We start from the raw sequence: 17,285 nt of genomic DNA on the forward strand, positions 1-17,285 counted from the left end.
TCGGCGGCACCCCGCCGCTGCACCCGCGAGGGCCCACGCCGCTCCCCCGAGACGGCCCCGCCTGCCCCCCTGAGACCGGCCCTGCGGCCTCAAGCGACCTCTGCCTGCGCTGCCCGTGCCACTCCGCGGAGTGAGGCGTGGACTCACCAGGGGGATGTCGGCCCCGAGGACGAGGCCGGCCGGAAGGCCGTAGCCCCTACCGGTGGCAAGGTCACGCGGCCGTGGTCCTGGTCCCGGTCGTGGTCGTCCTCGGCCTGCCGGTGACCGCGCTCGGCCTGATCGTCGGCCTCGGCCTGGACGCCGCCTCGCACTACCCCGTCCGCTTTGCACCGCCATGTACACCGGAATGAGGCCGTCGAGCACCGCCATGGCACCAGCATCCGGCACGGGCCGTGGCGGTGGGCATGTCGGTGCATACCAGGCACGGCCCGGCCGCGGTGAGGATCAGTCGAAACTTCATGCCCGGCCAACGCCCCGCGCCTGAGCGGGCGTCGGGATGGGGCGGGAGATCCACCCGCGCGAGGCATGGCTGTGCCCCGGACCTCGGGGGGGATCGGTCCGGGGCACAGCGGCCCGTCTGCCCGCGACGGGGGAACGCGGGCGACGGGGGCTAGTAGGACTCCGTTAGGTCTGGTCCTGCGGGACAGGGGTTGGTGGCAGGTGGTGCAGATGCCGGTCCAGCAGTTCAGCAGGTCCTGGAGGGCGTCGAGGATCTGGTAGAGGGTGAGTCCGTTGTATCGGCTTTTGGGGCCAGCCGCTGCTCGGTGAGGAAGGCATGGGCGGCGGTGACCAGGGTGACGTGGTGGTGCCAGCCCGGCCAGGAGCGGCCTTCGAAGTTGTCCAGTCCCAGGCCGTGCTTGAGTTCCCGGTAGTCATGCTCGATGCGCCAGCGGATCTTCGCCAGGCGGACCAGGTCGGCGACGGCGATCGGGCTGTCGTCGGGCTGGTCGGACAGCCAGAACCGGGTCGGTTCGTCCTCGCCGTCGGGCCACTCGGCCAGCAGCCGCACCTCGGGCAGCACGCCGTCCCACCGGCCCTGCCCAGCCACCGCGGCCGCCTGGGCCAGCCGACGCGGGCGGACCCCGGCCGGCCGGACCCACATCGCGAGGAAGCGGGAGGTCATCGGGCCGCGGGAGCCTTCCCGCCAGGTCACCTCCTGGAAGGCTTCCCATCCGGCGGCCGTGGCCAGTTCCGCCACCGTCATTGCCGGCTGCCGGTAGCGAGGAACCGGCCGGCGGCCGTTCCCGGACCAGACTGGGGCATCAGGGACTGCGTCATGCGGCTGGACGATCAGATCGCCGCGGATGCCGACCACGTACGCGTGTCCCCGTTCGGTCAGTGCGGCACGCAAGTCCGCGTTCTGGCCATAGCCCGCATCGGCCACCACCACCGGCGGCACCAGTCCCCATCCGGCCAGTTCGTCCAGGGCGTCCAGCGCCAGGCGCCACTTCTCCCGGTGTCCGACGTCTTCCGGCACGCCGGTCTGCCGGCGCCGGACGGTGTCCTCGGCCCATTCCCGCGGCAGGAACAGCCGCCAGTCCAGCGGGCACGACGCCGTGTCAGAGACCGCGTGGACACTGACCGCGACCTGGCAGTTGGCTTGCTTGCCCAGCGCACCGCAATACTGGTGGGCGACACCGACCGACATCCTGCCGTCCTTGGGGAACGACACGTCATCGACCGCCCACGCGTCCGGGCCGACCTGCGGCACCATCCGCTCAGCGATCCGCCGACGCACCGGCACTGGATCCCACGTGGACTGGTTCACGAACTGCTGCAGGTTCTGCTCATTGCCGTCCGGCAGCCGCGAGGCCATGGCCTGAATGGACTTGCGGCGACCGTCCATCATCAGTCCCCGCAGATAGCAGTCGCCCTTGGCTCGCTGGTCCTTGCGCGGCACCGAGGCGAACACGTCCGCCACGAATAACGCCAACGTCGCCCGAACACGGTTCACTTCATGTGCGTCCACACACTCACGGTGCCCCTGAACAAGGTCGACACACAGACCTAACGGAGTCCTACTAGGAGCTTTTTGCCGTCCGGGCTCGATAAGCCGCGACCGTCGTCCGGCTCGCGCACGCGTTAGAGCAGAACCGGCGCGTCCGGTTCCGTGACTGGTCCACGAAGTAGTTTCCGCACCCGGCCGCGGCGCACCGCCCCAGCGTCACCGCCGGATCCCCGGCCACGACCAGGGCGAGCTTGGCGGCGATCAGCTGGCCGACCCAGCGCTTGGCCGGGGTGCCGTTGCGGCTGAAGTGGATGTGCCAACCGCCGAGGCCGTCATGGTCGGACAGGTGCATTTCCGGCGGGTAATCGCGCAGCAGGCGGTGCACGGCTTCGGGGGCGGCGCCGTCGACCGACTGCGCCAGGGCCGTGCGCACGATGTCCGGCAGCTCGCCGTAGTCACCGCCCGGCGGCGGAGTGACCTCGTGCTCTGCGAAGAACGCGGCGACCAGTTCGCCGTGCTGGTCGAGGGTCCCGGTATTGGCCAGCTCTACGGCCAACCGCGTCACGTTCCCAATGTAGTCACCGTACTGCACTTGACCACCTACATCGCCGCTGCCTACTGTAGGTGCCATGTTATCTGATGACGCCTACGTGGCCCGCCGTCTGCAGCTGCTCGGGGAGTGGGACGCCGCACTCGCCGCCTTGGGCCCGGACGCCGAGCCCGAGCTGCGCGCGGAGATCGCCGTCGACCGCTGGTTCTTCCAGATCGAGGGTCACGAGGAGGCCGAGAAGGCGGTCGCGGCGCTCGATCCCGCATCACCGACCGCGCACTTGCTCACGGCGCGACTGGCCTACAGCCGCCTGCTGTTCCAGCGCGGCCCCCGCACCGACGACCGCGCCGTGGCCGAGGCGGGCTACCGCGCGGCAGTCGAGAGCGGCGACGAGAAGCAGCGCGCCTGGGCCGAGTACCACTGGGCCGTCCTGCTGGACAACATCGACGAGGACCCGACCGGCGCCCTCCCTCTCTACGAGACGGCTCTCGATGTCGCAACGAAGTACGGCGACGGCTATTTCGAGTCCTACATCATCCGGCACCTCGCACCGCACAAGGAGCCCGCCGAGCGGATGTCGATGCTGCGCCGCTCACTCCACCTGCGCGCCGCACTCGGCGCCCGGCCCCAGACAATCGCCGCGCAGGCCCTCCTCGCCGACAACCTCCCCGAAAACGACCCCGAGCGCGCCGAGCTCATGCGGACGTTCCGCCCGGGTGCGGAGGAACTGCACATCGGCTGGCTCCTGCACGAGGACTGATCCGCCGAGCGACCCAGCGCTGAGCAAGGTACGGCAGGGCCGGCACCCCGAGACAGCGTGATGCGAGTGTCCCGGACACCTGCGGTCACCCTTGACCTGCGCGGCGGTGGGAGGCCGCGCCCCCACCGGCTTCCGGGCCGAACATCTGAACAAGCTCGCAGCCCAAACAGCCCGTGCGCTCCGGCCCACCTGGCTGATCGAAACCCTATGAGAGAGCGCTTCGAACACTCGATGGCCGATGACAGGGTTCAAGAGGTTTCAATGCGGTTCACCGACGTGGAGCTGGGCCTTGGCGATCTGCGGCTTCGTACCTTGGTCACCACCGACGCCGCCTTGCTCGTCGAGGCCACGAGCGGGGAGCCGGGACGGTCCTTGTGGGGCGCTCATCCGGTCGGTCCGTACTCGCTGCGCGACGCACAAGTGGCGCTGGCCGCCTGGGACCCTGCCACGGCAGGTCAGTTCTGCCTGGGCATCCTGGAGGGCCGACGGCTTCTCGGCGCGGTCGGGCTGATGCCGGAGCGCCCGGGGAGCACCGAGCTGGCGTACTGGGTACGGCCGGAAGAGCGCGGCAGAGGAATCGCCTCCCGTGCTGTGATCGCCGCGACGCTGTGGAACCACAACGAACTCGCCGTTCCCCGGGTCTGGTTGGAGATCAAACCCAGCAACGAGCCCTCGCTACGGCTCGCCCAGCGCGTCGGCTACCGGTTCGAACAACGCATTCCACAGCACTGCCGCGAATGGACACACCAGGACGCCGAACGCGATTCCTGGCACGACTGCCTCATCTGGGTCCACACCAGCGACGGGAATCACAACCCCTTGAGCAGCGCGCTCCACCAGGATGTTGCGGCTGAGCGAAAAGTTGTGGGAGAGCGCTTTGGCGTGGGCGGCGGCGATGCTGCGCGGAGTCAGTTGCGGGTCGTGCAGGTGGCTCCGGACGAAGGCACGAATGCGAAGGACAAGCGTCCGACGGTGAGGTTCCGGCGTGAGCAGCTTCTCGGCTTCGAGGACGTGGGCCAATTTCCCGGACAGCAGATCGAGCACGATGACCCCTGACCGGGGGCCGTCGGAGGACGGGAAGAAGCCAGTGTCCGTCGTGATGCGGGTGAGGAACTGCGCCAGCAGGGCACCGAAGCCTTCCCGTCCTGATATCGGGTGTCCGATCAGCTTGTCGACCGCGTTCCCGGTCGAAGCCAGCATCTCCGTGGGGAGTGCGACCGCTACCGTTTCCACCGCTCGTCGGCCGCCGGCCGCGAGGCAGCCGAACGGCCGCGAGGAGCCGACCACGCACAGGTCACCAAGGTAGTACGTGGTCTCCTGTCCAGCGGGGCGAGCGTCTGGATCATCAGTTCACGCCAGTAGTCGAACCGGTCCGCGGCAGGCACGTCCTCGCTTTGGAACACCGTCTCGCGCACCATGGCCCCCCATGCCCTCGTTGAGTCCTTGCCCCCTCCCCTTCCCGGTTTCGAAGCGACACGACAGCTGCGATGCGCCAAGGGTGCGTGCCAGTTTCGCCAGCTGACTCCTGCCACGGATCCGCCACCGTCCGGCCTGCACACCAGATCCTCAAGGAGCTCGGTACCGGCCCCGCTTCGCGGGCCGAGTAGCCCACCGCGACGCCCTCGGCCGACGCGGAGCGGGAACCGGGGGCGTCGTCGGCCAAGCGGTGCCGGCGTTCGGGTGCGGGCCGGTCGTGGGCCGGGGCCTGGGCAGCCGGGCGGGCTACGCCTCGTCGGCGTGGTGCAGGACGACGGTGCAGCGTGCGCCGGACTCCGGCATGGCCTGCGCGCGATCGGCCGTTGATGTAGCCGGTACCGCGGGAGGGCTGGATCGCGTTCGCGACGTTGAACGGGGTGGCCGGCGCCCCGGTCTCCCAAGCGGTGGCGCCGGCCGTAGTCGCGTGGGCGGTGGCGAACCCCGTTATGCCGTCGGGGTCCACGCCCTGCGTCCGGACCCGTCCGAGGGCCTCGATCGCCATCGCGTTGACCCGGTGCCGGTCACCGCCGTCGTACCAGCAACACGACCGGGCACCGCTGCGGCACGGCAGCACCTGACGCAGGCGGCGCCACCACGGCACCCCGGCCGGCATGCACGCCGGCTCACGCAACGGGCGAGGCGGGCCACCGGTGAACCCGGCGAACAGCAGCTGGCGGTACGCGATGTGCTCGCCGTCCCGGATCAGAGCGTCGGTCGCGATGCTGGGGAAGCCCGTCGGGAGGACGAGCACGGTGTCATCGGCGTGGCCGGGACCGTCCGGGAAGTGGAGCACCTGGCCCGGCCGCACCCACAGCCAGTCGCCCGCGCCCATGCGCTACGTCGTGAAGTCGACCAAGCAGTCCACCTGCCCGCCGCGCACCGCGAGGACCAGGTGGAACGCCGGAAGTGAGGGGCGTCTCGCGCTCGACGGCGCGGGCCGCGAGCCCGGGCGGATCGAGCACCTCCAGGCCCGGTGGCCGGCCGGGCGTGGGCCGGTAGACCACCGTCGGAATGCCGCCCGCCCGACGGCCGGCCGTGATGTGTCCGTTTCACTTCGTCGCGTGCCCGAGTGTAGGCCGGACCGTAAGGGCGGGGGGATCCCCGCAACCACCTGGCATGTCCCGGCCTCGCTGCAGCCCGCTGCCGCTACGAGCGGCTCGCCCTCATCGCGGTGACGAGGGTGGAGGAGATGTGGCTCAGAGCGGGGTCGGCGGCGATGAAGAACGTTTCGCCTTTGGCCAGTTCGTGGTTCATGCGGGCCATCGGCGTTTCGTAGTCCAGATCGCGAACGCCGCGGACTCAGCGGATGACCACGTCGATTCCGGCTCGGCGGCAGTAGTCGACCAGCGGGCCGCCGGTGTGGGAGTCGACCGTGACGTTGCTCAAGTCCGTTGCCGCCGTGCGGAGCCGGTCCAGCCGTTCCGCGATGGGGAAGCGGCCGGTCTTGTTCGAGTTGGACATCACGCACACGACGACCTCGTCGAGCAGGAGGGCAGCGTGCCGGAGTACGTCCTCGTGCCCTTGAGTGACCGGGTCGAAGGATCCTGGAAAGAGGGCTCGCATGATCGGAGGGAGTAACAAGCGGCCGCCCCCGGTGGGGTCTGACGGGACGGGAGAACCGCTACGTCGGATTGACCTCGTGCTTGTTGCGCAGGGGTCACGGCGGACTTCTTCTTGGCCGCCTTCACCCTGGTCAGGGTCAGCCTGCCACGTGGAGCGGACGGTCCGGGTTCGCGGGTCGCGGCATCAGGACGGTGGCTTCGAAGCGGACGGTGAGGTCGCCGAACCGGCGACCTCCCGGTCGTGCTTGAGCCGGCTGATCCCGCATGCGACCGCGTGCCGGACCTTGCGTTCTCAAGATCGAATGCCGAAGGTCGCCCACCGGCTTACCCGCGCCGTTTGCGGCCGGCGGCCTGGTCGGCGGGCTCCGGGACTGTGCACCGGATCCCTCGCTTTCACAGGAGGCCCCGTCGGGGCGGGAGGGGTACGCATGACAGCCCTCAGTTCGCCGCCTTTCCTGATGATGCCGGGGAGGCTTCACCACCGAGATGCATCTGGCCTGCGGTCAGCGTGGCCGGGCAGGACCGTGGTCGTCGCAATCCGTGCGGGTTCCGCCCGGCGGTGCCTTCCCGGTTGCGCCGACGCGGCCGGCGCTGCGGCGCGCTGATGGGCCCGGCAGATCATGGAGTCGACGTTGACCTCCCCCGTGATCAGCCCTGCCGCATCCGACCGAGCCTGCGGTCCGGTGAGCGGCACAGCCGGGTGCCGTCCGTTGCCGGCGACGGAAGGGTCCGTGGACCGTCTGCCCCGGCCCGTAACTCCGACGGCAGATCTCTTCACGCGGCACCAGGGGGTACCCACCACTGGATCCCGTCCGTCAGCTTCCGTCGACCCGGGGTCGTCGGCCCAACACCGCGACCGGCAACAACGGCTCCCGCACCGCCCCCTGTTCGTCAGAGAGATCCCCTCACCCCCCGCAGCGAGATCATCACGGCGCCGCAGACACTGCCCTCCGGCGCCGTGAGCCGTAGCGCGCCTTGCCCACGAACCGCACCACAGATGTCATACCCGCAAACCTGCACCGCACTCCACCGATCCCTGCGCTCTGGGGGATGGGTGCCACAGAAACACACGTTTGTGTGCGGTGGTCACCGTGGAGGCTGCCCACATGTTTCTCGTTCGACCCGGACCGGGGTGTCCTGGACTCGCGGTCCGGGATGACCGTCCCGATGTCGGTCGTGGTGTCGAGCCCAGGTAGCTGCCCGTGGGTCGCGAGCAACCGTCCCGGGACTGCGGAGTTCGTGCCCTGAGCTGGTAAAAGGCGTTGGCAGGGGGTGGGCCGCCGATCCGGGGACCGTGGTCGGCTGGTCCGTCCTGGCGGGCTGCCGTTCGCACACCGCCGCGAGCGGGAACCGCGAGGGCGATCGCCATCCGGCGTCTTGACATCCAGGAGATCAAGCACTGAACTGGTGTCACCGGCGGGCGCCGTGCTCATATCTCAACCACTTCGCACAGCACGAACACCACAACGCGTGTGTCCTCTCGGCAGCGCATCCGGCCGTCGGTCCCAAGCGTCACGTGTCCGCGGTCCCGATCCGCACATAGAAGACGTGCCACTGATGGAAGACGCGCCACTGTTCGCAGCGTATGACGATCCGCCACATGCGGGTCGCGGCCTCATACCCGACCCAACGCCGTTTCCCCGTCACATAACAGGCCGCCAGGAGCCCTGAGTTCCAGCCTGCTCTCGCCTGGTCTGTCCGTTCTCCACCGGCTGTAGTTCCGTGTCGATGACCGAGGTACACGCATGGAGTCTGTGACCTTTTCTCCTACCGCACTGGCCATCCACAGCGAGTTCAACCGAACGACGACGCCCTATCCGCGTGACAGCAGCATGCAGAAGCTCTTCGAACACTGGGCCCGGCGTCGGCCTGACGCAGCAGCGGTCATTCAGGGTACCCGCGAGATCAACTATCGAGACCTGAACCGGCTGGCGAACGGTCTTGCCGGCCGGCTGGCGGACGTAGGCGTCGGACGAGGCGTGACCGTCGGCGTCTGCATGCCTCGCTCGCCGGAGATGCTGGTGGTCCTCTTGGGCGTCCTCAAATCTGGAGGAACGTTTCTTCCATTGGACCACGAGTGGCCGGACGAACGCCTTCGACACGTCGTCACCGATACCGGCTGCCATGTGCTGATCGGCGACCGGTCCCGGGAGATCGCCCGACGCGTCGAATCCGCGGCGGAAAACCACCTCCTGGCACTGGACGCGGGACCGCCGACGGCCTGTGATATCGATCCGCCTTGTACCACGACCGCCGAAAGCATCGCTTGCGTCTACTACACCTCAGGTTCCACTGGTCGACCCAAAGGCGTGCCGATTCTTCATCGAGGCCTCAACCGGCTGCCGTACATCACTGCTCTCGGGCCGATGAACGAGCACAGCCGCATACTCCAGCTGGGTTCCCTCACCTTCGATATGGCCGCCTCCGAGATCTGGGGTGCGCTCCTCGGAGGCGGGACCTTGGTGATGTACCCCGCCGAGCCCGTCAGCCTTTCCCGCTTGCGCGAGGTCATACAGGCCGGGCGGGTCAACCTCGTCCAGCTTCCCACGGCCTTGTTCAACCTGATCGTGGACGAGGCACCGGAGATCCTCGACTCCGTGACGACCATCGCTGTCGGCGGGGAGGCCCAGTCACGCCGGCACATGGTCAAGGCGCTGCGCGCGTATGGTCCAGGACGCGTATCCAACTTCTACGGGCCCACCGAGTCCACATGTGTCGCGACCTGTTATCCGGTCGACGAGCTGCCCCGCGACGACATACCGTTTCCGATCGGCCGCCCCCTTCAGAACACCCGCCTCTACGTCGTCGCCGACGATGCGCGCCGACTGTGCGGTCCGGGTGAGGCCGGGGAGCTGTGTCTGGCAGGGGACGGCCTGGCGGCCGGCTACCTGGGGCTGGCCGATCTCACCAGCGAGCATTTCGTCCATCGCGATGTCGCCGGCCGGGAAGAACGGCTCTACCGCACGGGCGACCGGGGTTATCTCCTGCCCAGCGGCGACGTGGTCTTCATCGGACGGGAGGACGACCAGGTCAAGGTCAACGGATTCCGTGTCGAGTTGGCGGAGATAAGCCACCACCTTGACACTCATCCGTCCGTCAAACGATGCTACGTGACTGTCCGGGACGTCGGTGGATACAAGTCCCTCCTGGCTTTCGTGATCCCGGACGACCACACCGTCTCCTCCGCAGACCTGCATGGGCACCTGACCGAGGTGCTGCCCTCCTACATGGTTCCGGCGCAGGTCCATCTTCGCGGCGCCTTCCCGTTGACCTCCCACGGCAAGGTCGACCGTCGCGCTCTTCTCGCCTCGTGTGAAGCCCAAGCGGTTCAAGGAGCGTCTTCCCATGCGAGATCTGAATGACCAGCCCACCGCCCACGACAAACCGACGATGACCGCCACCGAGGCCACTCTCGCCCTGATGTGGTGTGAAACGCTCCAGAGTACTCACGTCCGCCCCAGCGACGATTTCTTCAGACTCGGAGGAACGTCGCTCGCGGCCATGAGTCTGCTGCACCGTGTGGAGCAGGTCTTCGGATCGGACGTCCTGTCCATCGACACGCTCACCAGGTATCCGCGGCTGGCGAGCATGGCCAGGGCCATCGACGAGGCCCGGAGAACGACCTCGCAACGCCTCCCTGCCGCGCGCTCGGCGCCGGTCGACCCGCATGCCCCTTTCGACCTGACGCCGACGCAGCAGGCCTACTGGATCGGCCGCGCGGACGATCAGCCCCTGGGAGGGATCGGGTCCCACGTGTATTTCGAGTTCGATGCCGCCGGCGTCGAACCCGGCCGACTCCAAGAAGCGGTGCGCGCCTTGCTGAGAAGGCACGGCATGCTGCGCGCGCGGTTCCTGCCCGACGGCCGGCAGCAGATCATGGCGGAGTCCCCCTGGGCCGAGCTGATGGTCCATGACCTGCGGGGCGACCCCGCGCCGGAGGCGCAGGCGGCTCTGACGCGGTTGCGTGAGGCTCTGTCCCACCGCCGTCTCGACGTCGAGCACGGTGAGGTCTTCGACATCCAGCTCACCCTCATGGACGACGAACGCGCCAGGATCCACTGTGAGTTCGACCTCCTGGTGGCGGACGGCCGCAGCGTCCAGGTGATCCTGGACGATCTCAGTCGTCTCTACGGCGACCCGGAACAGGAGCTTGCGCCCGTCGGGTACGAGTTTCCGCAGTACTTGGCGGACCGACGCGCTCGGACGACCGATGCGCGGGAAGCGGACAAGACGTACTGGAGGGATCTCCTGCCGGATCTCCCCGGAGCGCCGGCGCTCCCGCTCGCCGCGGAACCGGAGCGTATGCACCGCCCACGCTTTCACAGACGGACCCATTCCATGGCGACCGCGAACTGGGAGCGCTTCGTCAGTCACGCCCAAGCGCACGGCGTGACTCCCGCCATGGCTCTGGCCACGGCCTATGCCGAGGTGCTCGGCCGGTGGAGCGCTGAGTCCCGTTTCCTGCTGAACCTGCCCCATTTCGGCAGACGCGTGACGCATCCGGCGGTCCCTGAGATGGTGGGCGACTTCTCCAACATCATCCTGCTCCCTGTCGACCTGTCCACCGAATCGTCCTTCGCCGATCGCGTCACCGCCGTCCAGAACGGTTTCCGAGCCAACTCGGCCCACACCGAGTACTACGGCGTCGAGGTCCTGCGCGACCTGGCCCAGCGGGACTCGACCTACGGGAATCCGGCACCGATCGTCTTCTCCTACAACGTGTTCGACGCCTTCGGGCGCAGTATGGTCTCGCCCCACTTCCGCACGCGTTTCGGTGATCTCGGTTACATGATCACCCAGACGCCTCAGGTCTGGCTCGACCACCAGGTCTTCTACCACGAGGACCGGGTCGACCTCGTATGGGACGCGGTCGACGGCCTGTTCCAGGCCGGCGTCGTCGAGGACGCGTTCGCCGCCTACGTCCGGCTGGTGGGTGATCTCGCAGCCGAGGAAGCCGTGTGGTGCCGGGCGGTGGAGATCCCACTGCCCGAGCACCAGCGAGCCGCGCGAGCGGCAGTCGTCCCCGCGGCGACGAGGCACTCGGGGACCCTTCTGCATCAACGTTTCTTTGAAACTGCGTCCAAGCATCCCGAGTGGACGGCACTGCACCGGAGCAGCGGCGAGACGGTGTCGTACGGGGAACTGGCGGATGACGCCCTGCGGGTCGCCCACTCGCTCACCCGGCTCGGCGTCGCCCCCTCCGAGGTCGTCGCGGTCGTCATGCCCAAGGGCGGCGATGACATCGCCTGCGTCCTGGGTGTGCTGGCCGCGGGCGGGGCGTACGTGGCCGTGGGAGTCGACACTCCGCCCGAGCGGCAGCGGCAGATCCTGGAACGCGCGGGTGCCCGTTTCGCGCTGACCGGTGAGGGTGGCGCTGAACTGCCGCACTGGCAAGGCCGTGTTCGCGTGGTGACGGCATCCGAAGCACTCGACACCGGTCCACTGAGCCGGCCGGTCGGCCGGACGCCGGACTCCCTCGCCTACCTGATCTTCACCTCGGGTTCGACCGGGAGCCCGAAGGGGGTCGAGGTTTCGCACCGGGCCGCCGTCAACACGATCGACTCCGTCAACGAGCGTTTCGGTGTGGGGCAGGGTGATCGGGCACTGACGTTGACCGCACTGGACTTCGACCTCTCCGTCTTCGACGTCTTCGGTCTCCTCTCCGCGGGCGGAGCCTTGGTGTCCGTCGACGAGGAACAGCGCCGGGACGTCGACGCATGGTGGGAGCTGCTGCACCGCCATCAGGTCACCATCTGGAACTCCGTCCCGTCCTCGTTGGACGCGCTCCTGCGCGCGGCCGGGTCACGACACGCGCCCGCGAGCCTGCGGCTCGCCCTGCTGTCCGGGGACTGGATCCCCCCCGACCTGCCCGGGCGGCTCGAAGTCTCCGGCGCGGGCCGCTGCCGGGTGGTAGCCCTGGGAGGGCCGACGGAGACGGCCATCTGGTCCAACGTCTTCGAGGTCGAACGCGTGGAGGCGGACTGGCTCTCGATACCGTACGGATTCCCCCTCGCCAATCAACGCCACCGGGTGGTGGACGCCCTCGGCCGGGACTGCCCCGACTGGCTGGCCGGCGAACTGTGGGTCGGGGGCGTCTGCGTGGCCGAGGGCTACCGCGGTGATCCGCTGCGGACGGCGGAACGGTTCGTCCGGTACGACGGACAGCGCTGGTTCAGAACGGGTGACGTGGTCCGCTACCGGCCAGGAGGTGTGCTGGAGATACTCGGCCGGACGGACTCTCAGGTGAAGATCAACGGCTTCCGTGTCGAGCTGGGAGAGGTGGACGCCACGCTGAACCGCCACCCGCGGATCGGCCAGGCCACGACGGTGGCAGCAGGGCCGCCCGGTGCCCGACGACTCGTCAGCTTCCTGACGCCGGAGGACGGTCCGGTCGATCTGGAGGACTTGCGCTCGTACCTGACTGCCCACCTGCCCCTCCACGAGGTCCCAGCCCAGTTCTTCGTCGTCGACGAACTACCGCTCACCGCAAACGGCAAGGTCGACCGCAGTGCCCTGGCCGGCTGGGCGTCGGGCCCGGTGGCAGTCCCTTCCGTCTCCGACGAGCCCCCCGGGAAAGGCCTGGAAGAGGCTGTCGCCCGCCAGTGGGAGGTCGTCCTCGGCCGGCCCGTCAGTCGGCGGTCCGACAACTTCTTCGAGCTCGAGGGCAACAGTCTGCTGGCGTCACTGCTGGTCAAAGCACTGAACGAGAGCTTCCGCGTGCAGCTGAGCCTGCGTCAGCTGTACTCCGCGCCGACGGTGGCCGCTCTGGCCGCCCTGCTGGCCGAAAAGAGCAACATCCGCGGTGGGCGGGGAGAGGACCTCGAACATGTCTGACGGCCGGGCAGTGCTGGAACTCCTCGAAACAGAAGAGGGCCGCCGTGATCCCTACCCTCTGTACCAACGCCTGCGGGAGCGTCCGCCGGTTTACGACGAGCGGCACCAAGCCGTTCTCGTCCTTCGGTACGAGGACTGCGTCCGGGCACTGTCCGGCCGTGGCTTCGGACGTCCCGACGAGGCGTGGGTGAAGCGCCGCATCCCTACGTGGGAGAGGCACCCGGCGGTCCGGTGTCTCATGCAGACGATGCAGTTCGGCGACCTCGCCGGACACCCTCGGCGCCGTGGCGTGGTCAGCAGGTTCTTCACCCGCCGCCGGATCGCCTCACACGTCGCCTCGGTGTCAGCCACCGTGGACGCCCTGGTGGACGACCTCGTCGCAGAGATCGAACGGCACGGCGCGGCGGACCTGCAGAGCATGTTGTCCTACCGGCTGCCCAGCATCAGTATCGCCCGGCTCCTCGGTCTGCCCGAAGAGGAGGTGGCGAGCTTCCAGCCCCATTCGCTGGCCCTGGCCAAGCTGCTGGAACCCCGGCTGCCGGAACAGCGCCTCGCCGAGGCGGACGACAGCTTCCAGACCTTGCGGACGTACGTCGAGCGGGTCATCGAGGCTCGCCGCCGGCATCCCGGCGAAGACCTCGCTTCCCACCTGGTGCACGTCCACGACACCGACCCGATGACCCTGTCCAGGGACGAACTCGTCTCGATGTTCGCGTCCATCTTCGTCGCGGGCACGATGAACACCAGCAACTTCATCGGCAACGGCCTGGCTGCCCTGCTGACTTCACCCGACAGCGTCGCCCGGCTGCGCGCCGATCCCGGTCTCATGGGAACCGCCATGAGCGAGATGCTCCGCCACGACGCTCCCATGCAGGTGACCCGTCGCGTCACCGTGGCCGACGTGGAACTCGGGGGCACGAAACTGCCCGCCGGCACGGAACTCGCCGTCGTGCTCGGTTCCGCCAACCGCGATCCCGCTGTCCACACCGCCCCGGACTCCTTCCTGATCGGCCGGTCCGGCCCGCCTCCGCTCAGCTTCGGCGGTGGTGCGTACTTCTGCCTCGGCGCGGCCATGGCCCAGCAGGAGAGCGCCCTCATCTTCAGCAAACTCGTCTCCCGGCTGCCAGGGCTCCGCCTCGCCGGCCCGCCGGTGCACAACCTGGGGTCAGTGCTGCGCGGCTACCTGCGTCTGCCGGTGACTGCGGACCTGGGTTCCGCTCCGGACGCCGGGCGGCGGACCGGTGCAGGGGGACGAATGAGCTGATCTTCCAGTGAGAGCGAGACCTACGTGTGATCAGCCCACCACCGTTCGACGTCCCTCCCGGAGCGAGAAGATGACAGTCATGGCTCCCTGGCAGCAGAATCTACGGCTGCTGGCCACGCGCCCGAATGTCCAGGCCAGAATCGTCTGCATTCCGCCCGCGGGCGGGGGCGCGAACACCTTCTACCCCTGGGCGGCTCACGTGCCACCGGGCACAGAACTCTGGGCGGTGCAGCTACCCGGCCGGGAAGACCGGCTGGAGGAACCCCCCGTCACGGACCTCCTCCAGGCCGCCCGCCGGGTGGCGTCGGCGCTGCAATGGCTCCTCGACCGCCCCTGCCTGCTGTTCGGGCACAGCATGGGTGCCCTGATCGGGTATGAGGCCGCCCGGATGCTGACCGCTCAGCGCACACAGGGGGTGTGCCACCTGTTCGCCTCGGGTTGTCTGCCCCCCGATCGCCACCAGGCCCGCGACCAGGACCTCGCCGGCGACCGCGAGGTGATGGCAGAGTTGCGCCGCATCGGATTCTCCTCGGACCTCCTCGACGACCCCGAGGCCCGGGCCCTGGTCATGCCGGCGATCCAGAGCGATCTGCGCATGTTCTCCTCCTACGGCCATCGGCCCGGCCAGCGGCTCGCCTGCCCCATCACCGTGCTCGTGGGCGACGCGGATCCGCATGTGCGGGCCGCGGATGCAGCGGGCTGGGGCCTGCACACCCGTGCGCCCGTGGAGACCGTGGTTCTTCCGGGAGACCACTACTACCTCTTCGGCGCGCACGAGCAAATCATCGCGAAGATCGCTGACGCGCTCGTGATACCGGCATCGGTGGGCGACTGAGCACCTGGAATGGGGTGAACGTGAATGGGCTGGAAAGGTCCCGCGAGCGGACCCGAGATCGGTGACGCCTTCGGGCAGGTGCTGACAGCGTGCTGGGAGGGCGGCATGCGGCCTGGAACAGTGCATGAAGTCCTGGAGCGCGACGACGGCTACGTCCAGGTGTGGGACGCCGCTCGGTGGTTCGCCGGGCCGGACGAGTGGTCGGCCGCGGAGCGGTGGGGATGCGAGCATGTGATCGGCAGGGTCCTCGACGTCGGGTGCGGCGCCGGACGGCACGCGATACCGCTGGCCGAAGCCGGTCACGAGGTCATAGGGATCGACTGTTCGCCCGGCGCGGTCGCGGTGGCACGAGACCGCGGGGTCCGCGCCCTCAGGACGGCGGTCGAGGAACTCGCGCCGGACGAGGGGCCCTTCGACTCCATCCTGCTTCTGGGGAGCAACCTGGGCATACTCGTCGACGAGCAACAGGCTGCCCGGTCACTGACCCGGCTGGCGTCCATGGCCGGCGCGGGGGCTCGCCTCATCGGGTCCAGCCTGGACCCGCACATCACCGGATATCCGGAGCACCGCCGTTACCACAGCGCGGATCATCAGCGGTCGAACCGCAGGACGCGACGGCTTCCCGGGCAGACACGGATGCGCGTCCGGTACCGCCGGACCGTCACGGAGTGGTTCGACTACACGTTCTTCTCCGAAGCGGAACTGGAGCGGATCCTCAAGGGGACTCCATGGGTCTTGCGCGCCATGGAGTACGACGGCCCGGCCTACTGTGTCGTTCTGGAACTCCGGTAGCCGCGGTCCGCTCGGGCTCAGCACCCGGGACTTCGGCACGACGGCCCGTCCGAATCGGAGGAACTGCTGGTCCGGCGGGGCCAGTGCTGTGACCGCACAGGTTCGCCGAGTTGGTGGTCATGGCGGTTGGATGTGCGGCGACGTCCGATGCGACCGCTGGAGGCGCGATGGCCGAGCCTGTCCGTGTGCGCAGACTGACCGGCCAGGAAGGGCAACGGCTACAGCAGATCGTGCGCCGTGGCGGCACGAGTCCTGTGCGCTACCGGCGCGCGATGATGCTGCTGGCCTCGGCCGGCGGGAACCGTGTGCCGGTGGTCGCGCAGCTGGTGCGCCGACGAGGACACCGTCCGGGACTTGATCCAGCGGTTCAACGAGATCGGCCTGGCCTGTCTGGACCCTCGGTGGGCGGGAGGCCGTCCCCAACCTGCTCAGCCCTGACGAGGAGGACTTCGTCATCCAGACGGCCACCACCCGCCCCACCGAGCTCGGCCAGCCCTTCACCCGCTGGTCACTGCGCGAACTCGCCGCCTACCTGCGGGAAGTCCATGGCCGGGTCATCCGCATCGGCCGCGAGACGTTACGCGGCCTGCTCGCCCGCCGCGGCGTCACCTTCCAGCGCACCAAGACATGGAAGGAGTCCCCGGACCTCGAGTGCGAGGCGAAGCTGGACCGCATCGAGGAAGTGCTCGACCGCTTCCCGGACCGGGTCTTCGCCTTCGACAAGTTCGGGCCGCTCGGGATCCGTCCCACCGCCGGCTCATGCTGGGCCGACCAGGGCCGACCCGAGCGGTACCCCGCGAGCCCAAAGACCTCGGCCGAGCGACGACCGGCGCGGATCCCGCTGAGCTGGGCCGGGCCGCCCTGGCCGCCTGCCTCGCCGTCCGGGACAGCCGGGGCGAGACGTTCCGCGTTCTCGTCCGCACCGACCACGGCCACCACGTGGTCATCACGGCCGACCAACTCACCGGCCCCGGCTGGGAAGCGGACCCGGCCGTCTGCCAAGCACTGCCCGCCTACCTTCGCAAAGCCCTCGCCTGACGCCGAGGCCGTGAGGTGGCCGTGACGCCGCCGGCGTAGGTCTGCTCCGTCTCCTCGGCCAGCCCGCCTCCAGCCGGCGCGACGCATTTTCGGGAGCGCAGACCCGCCGGCGCGCCTCGACACCGCGCCCTGCCTGTTCGGTGGTGTTCGGCGCCGCCCTGGGCCTGCGTCCTGCGGCGGGTCGGTGCCGAGCGGCCGGGGTGTCCGTCGTCATCCCATCAGGTCA

Annotated in this window: 12 protein-coding genes and 1 pseudogene; 10 read left to right on the top strand and 3 right to left on the bottom strand. The window is 69.0% G+C overall.

Features of this window, described 5'->3' with window-relative positions; genetic code table 11:
* The first annotated feature begins 221 nt into the window (after positions 1-221).
* On the top strand, positions 222-350 hold the full coding sequence (locus IE273_RS44840) for a hypothetical protein (protein ID WP_268257538.1): 129 nt from the start codon (positions 222-224) through the stop codon (positions 348-350).
* Positions 351-685: 335 nt separating this feature from the next.
* On the opposite strand, the gene IE273_RS38875 is transcribed toward IE273_RS44840, so the two are convergent.
* Together IE273_RS38875 and IE273_RS38880 are read right to left on the bottom strand one after the other, a co-directional pair.
* Positions 686-1,969, bottom strand: coding sequence for an IS701 family transposase (locus tag IE273_RS38875; RefSeq protein WP_189819852.1), 1,284 nt, complete (start codon positions 1,967-1,969; stop codon positions 686-688).
* 52 nt (positions 1,970-2,021) lie between these two features.
* Complete coding sequence (locus IE273_RS38880) at positions 2,022-2,513, bottom strand: CGNR zinc finger domain-containing protein (RefSeq protein ID WP_229887989.1); 492 nt, start codon at positions 2,511-2,513, stop codon at positions 2,022-2,024.
* A 64-nt stretch (positions 2,514-2,577) separates the two neighbouring features.
* On the opposite strand from IE273_RS38880, the gene IE273_RS38885 reads away from it, so the two are divergent.
* Positions 2,578-3,258, top strand: coding sequence for a hypothetical protein (locus IE273_RS38885; protein WP_229887991.1), 681 nt, complete (start codon positions 2,578-2,580; stop codon positions 3,256-3,258).
* Between the two features lie 207 nt (positions 3,259-3,465).
* Complete coding sequence (locus tag IE273_RS38890) at positions 3,466-4,314, top strand: GNAT family N-acetyltransferase (RefSeq protein WP_189819854.1); 849 nt, start codon at positions 3,466-3,468, stop codon at positions 4,312-4,314.
* A gap of 1,719 nt (positions 4,315-6,033) precedes the next feature.
* Here IE273_RS38890 and IE273_RS38895 read toward each other — a convergent pair.
* Positions 6,034-6,297 carry an adenylyltransferase/cytidyltransferase family protein gene (locus tag IE273_RS38895; RefSeq protein ID WP_189819855.1) on the bottom strand — a complete coding sequence of 88 codons (264 nt, stop codon included), beginning with the start codon at positions 6,295-6,297 and terminating at the stop codon, positions 6,034-6,036.
* A 1,744-nt stretch (positions 6,298-8,041) separates the two neighbouring features.
* Here IE273_RS38895 and IE273_RS38900 point away from each other — a divergent pair.
* From IE273_RS38900 to IE273_RS38930, 7 genes and pseudogenes are all read left to right on the top strand, one after another.
* Positions 8,042-9,658, top strand: a complete 1,617-nt coding sequence (locus tag IE273_RS38900; protein WP_189819856.1) for an amino acid adenylation domain-containing protein — start codon at positions 8,042-8,044, stop codon at positions 9,656-9,658.
* Entirely contained in the window at positions 9,642-13,130 is a 3,489-nt protein-coding gene (locus IE273_RS38905) for a non-ribosomal peptide synthetase (RefSeq protein WP_189819857.1), read from the top strand. Before IE273_RS38900 ends, IE273_RS38905 begins: the two co-directional genes overlap by 17 nt.
* A 238-nt stretch (positions 13,131-13,368) precedes the next feature.
* Positions 13,369-14,394 (top strand): cytochrome P450, encoded by a 1,026-nt coding sequence (locus IE273_RS38910; protein WP_189819858.1) that lies wholly within the window; start codon positions 13,369-13,371, stop codon positions 14,392-14,394.
* Positions 14,395-14,473: 79 nt separating this feature from the next.
* Complete coding sequence (locus IE273_RS38915) at positions 14,474-15,229, top strand: thioesterase II family protein (RefSeq protein WP_189819859.1); 756 nt, start codon at positions 14,474-14,476, stop codon at positions 15,227-15,229.
* 105 nt (positions 15,230-15,334) lie between these two features.
* Positions 15,335-16,021: a class I SAM-dependent methyltransferase gene (locus IE273_RS38920; RefSeq protein ID WP_229887992.1), complete on the top strand. Its 687-nt coding sequence runs from the start codon at positions 15,335-15,337 to the stop codon at positions 16,019-16,021.
* 167 nt (positions 16,022-16,188) lie between these two features.
* Positions 16,189-16,823: pseudogene (locus tag IE273_RS38925) on the top strand (helix-turn-helix domain-containing protein); the annotation flags it as partial.
* Positions 16,781-17,059, top strand: coding sequence for a hypothetical protein (locus IE273_RS38930; protein ID WP_189819884.1), 279 nt, complete (start codon positions 16,781-16,783; stop codon positions 17,057-17,059). The pseudogene IE273_RS38925 and the gene IE273_RS38930, both read left to right, overlap by 43 nt.
* Positions 17,060-17,285 lie beyond the last annotated feature (226 nt).

The sequence above is a fragment of the Streptomyces olivaceoviridis genome (genome assembly GCF_014650115.1).
GTDB classification, from domain to species: Bacteria; Actinomycetota; Actinomycetes; order Streptomycetales; family Streptomycetaceae; genus Streptomyces; species Streptomyces olivaceoviridis.

What these genes read in the sequence shown, in the direction of transcription:
- IE273_RS38885 (WP_229887991.1), top strand. Translation starts at nt 2,578, where the DNA reads ATGTTATCTGATGACGCCTACGTGGCCCGCCGTCTGCAGCTGCTCGGG.
- IE273_RS38930 (WP_189819884.1), top strand. Translation starts at nt 16,781, where the DNA reads ATGCTGGGCCGACCAGGGCCGACCCGAGCGGTACCCCGCGAGCCCAAA.
- IE273_RS38920 (WP_229887992.1), top strand. Translation starts at nt 15,335, where the DNA reads ATGCGGCCTGGAACAGTGCATGAAGTCCTGGAGCGCGACGACGGCTAC.
- IE273_RS38905 (WP_189819857.1), top strand. Translation starts at nt 9,642, where the DNA reads ATGCGAGATCTGAATGACCAGCCCACCGCCCACGACAAACCGACGATG.
- IE273_RS38890 (WP_189819854.1), top strand. Translation starts at nt 3,466, where the DNA reads ATGAGAGAGCGCTTCGAACACTCGATGGCCGATGACAGGGTTCAAGAG.
- IE273_RS38895 (WP_189819855.1), bottom strand. Translation starts at nt 6,297, where the DNA reads ATGCGAGCCCTCTTTCCAGGATCCTTCGACCCGGTCACTCAAGGGCAC.
- IE273_RS38910 (WP_189819858.1), top strand. Translation starts at nt 13,369, where the DNA reads ATGCAGACGATGCAGTTCGGCGACCTCGCCGGACACCCTCGGCGCCGT.
- IE273_RS38915 (WP_189819859.1), top strand. Translation starts at nt 14,474, where the DNA reads ATGGCTCCCTGGCAGCAGAATCTACGGCTGCTGGCCACGCGCCCGAAT.
- IE273_RS38900 (WP_189819856.1), top strand. Translation starts at nt 8,042, where the DNA reads ATGGAGTCTGTGACCTTTTCTCCTACCGCACTGGCCATCCACAGCGAG.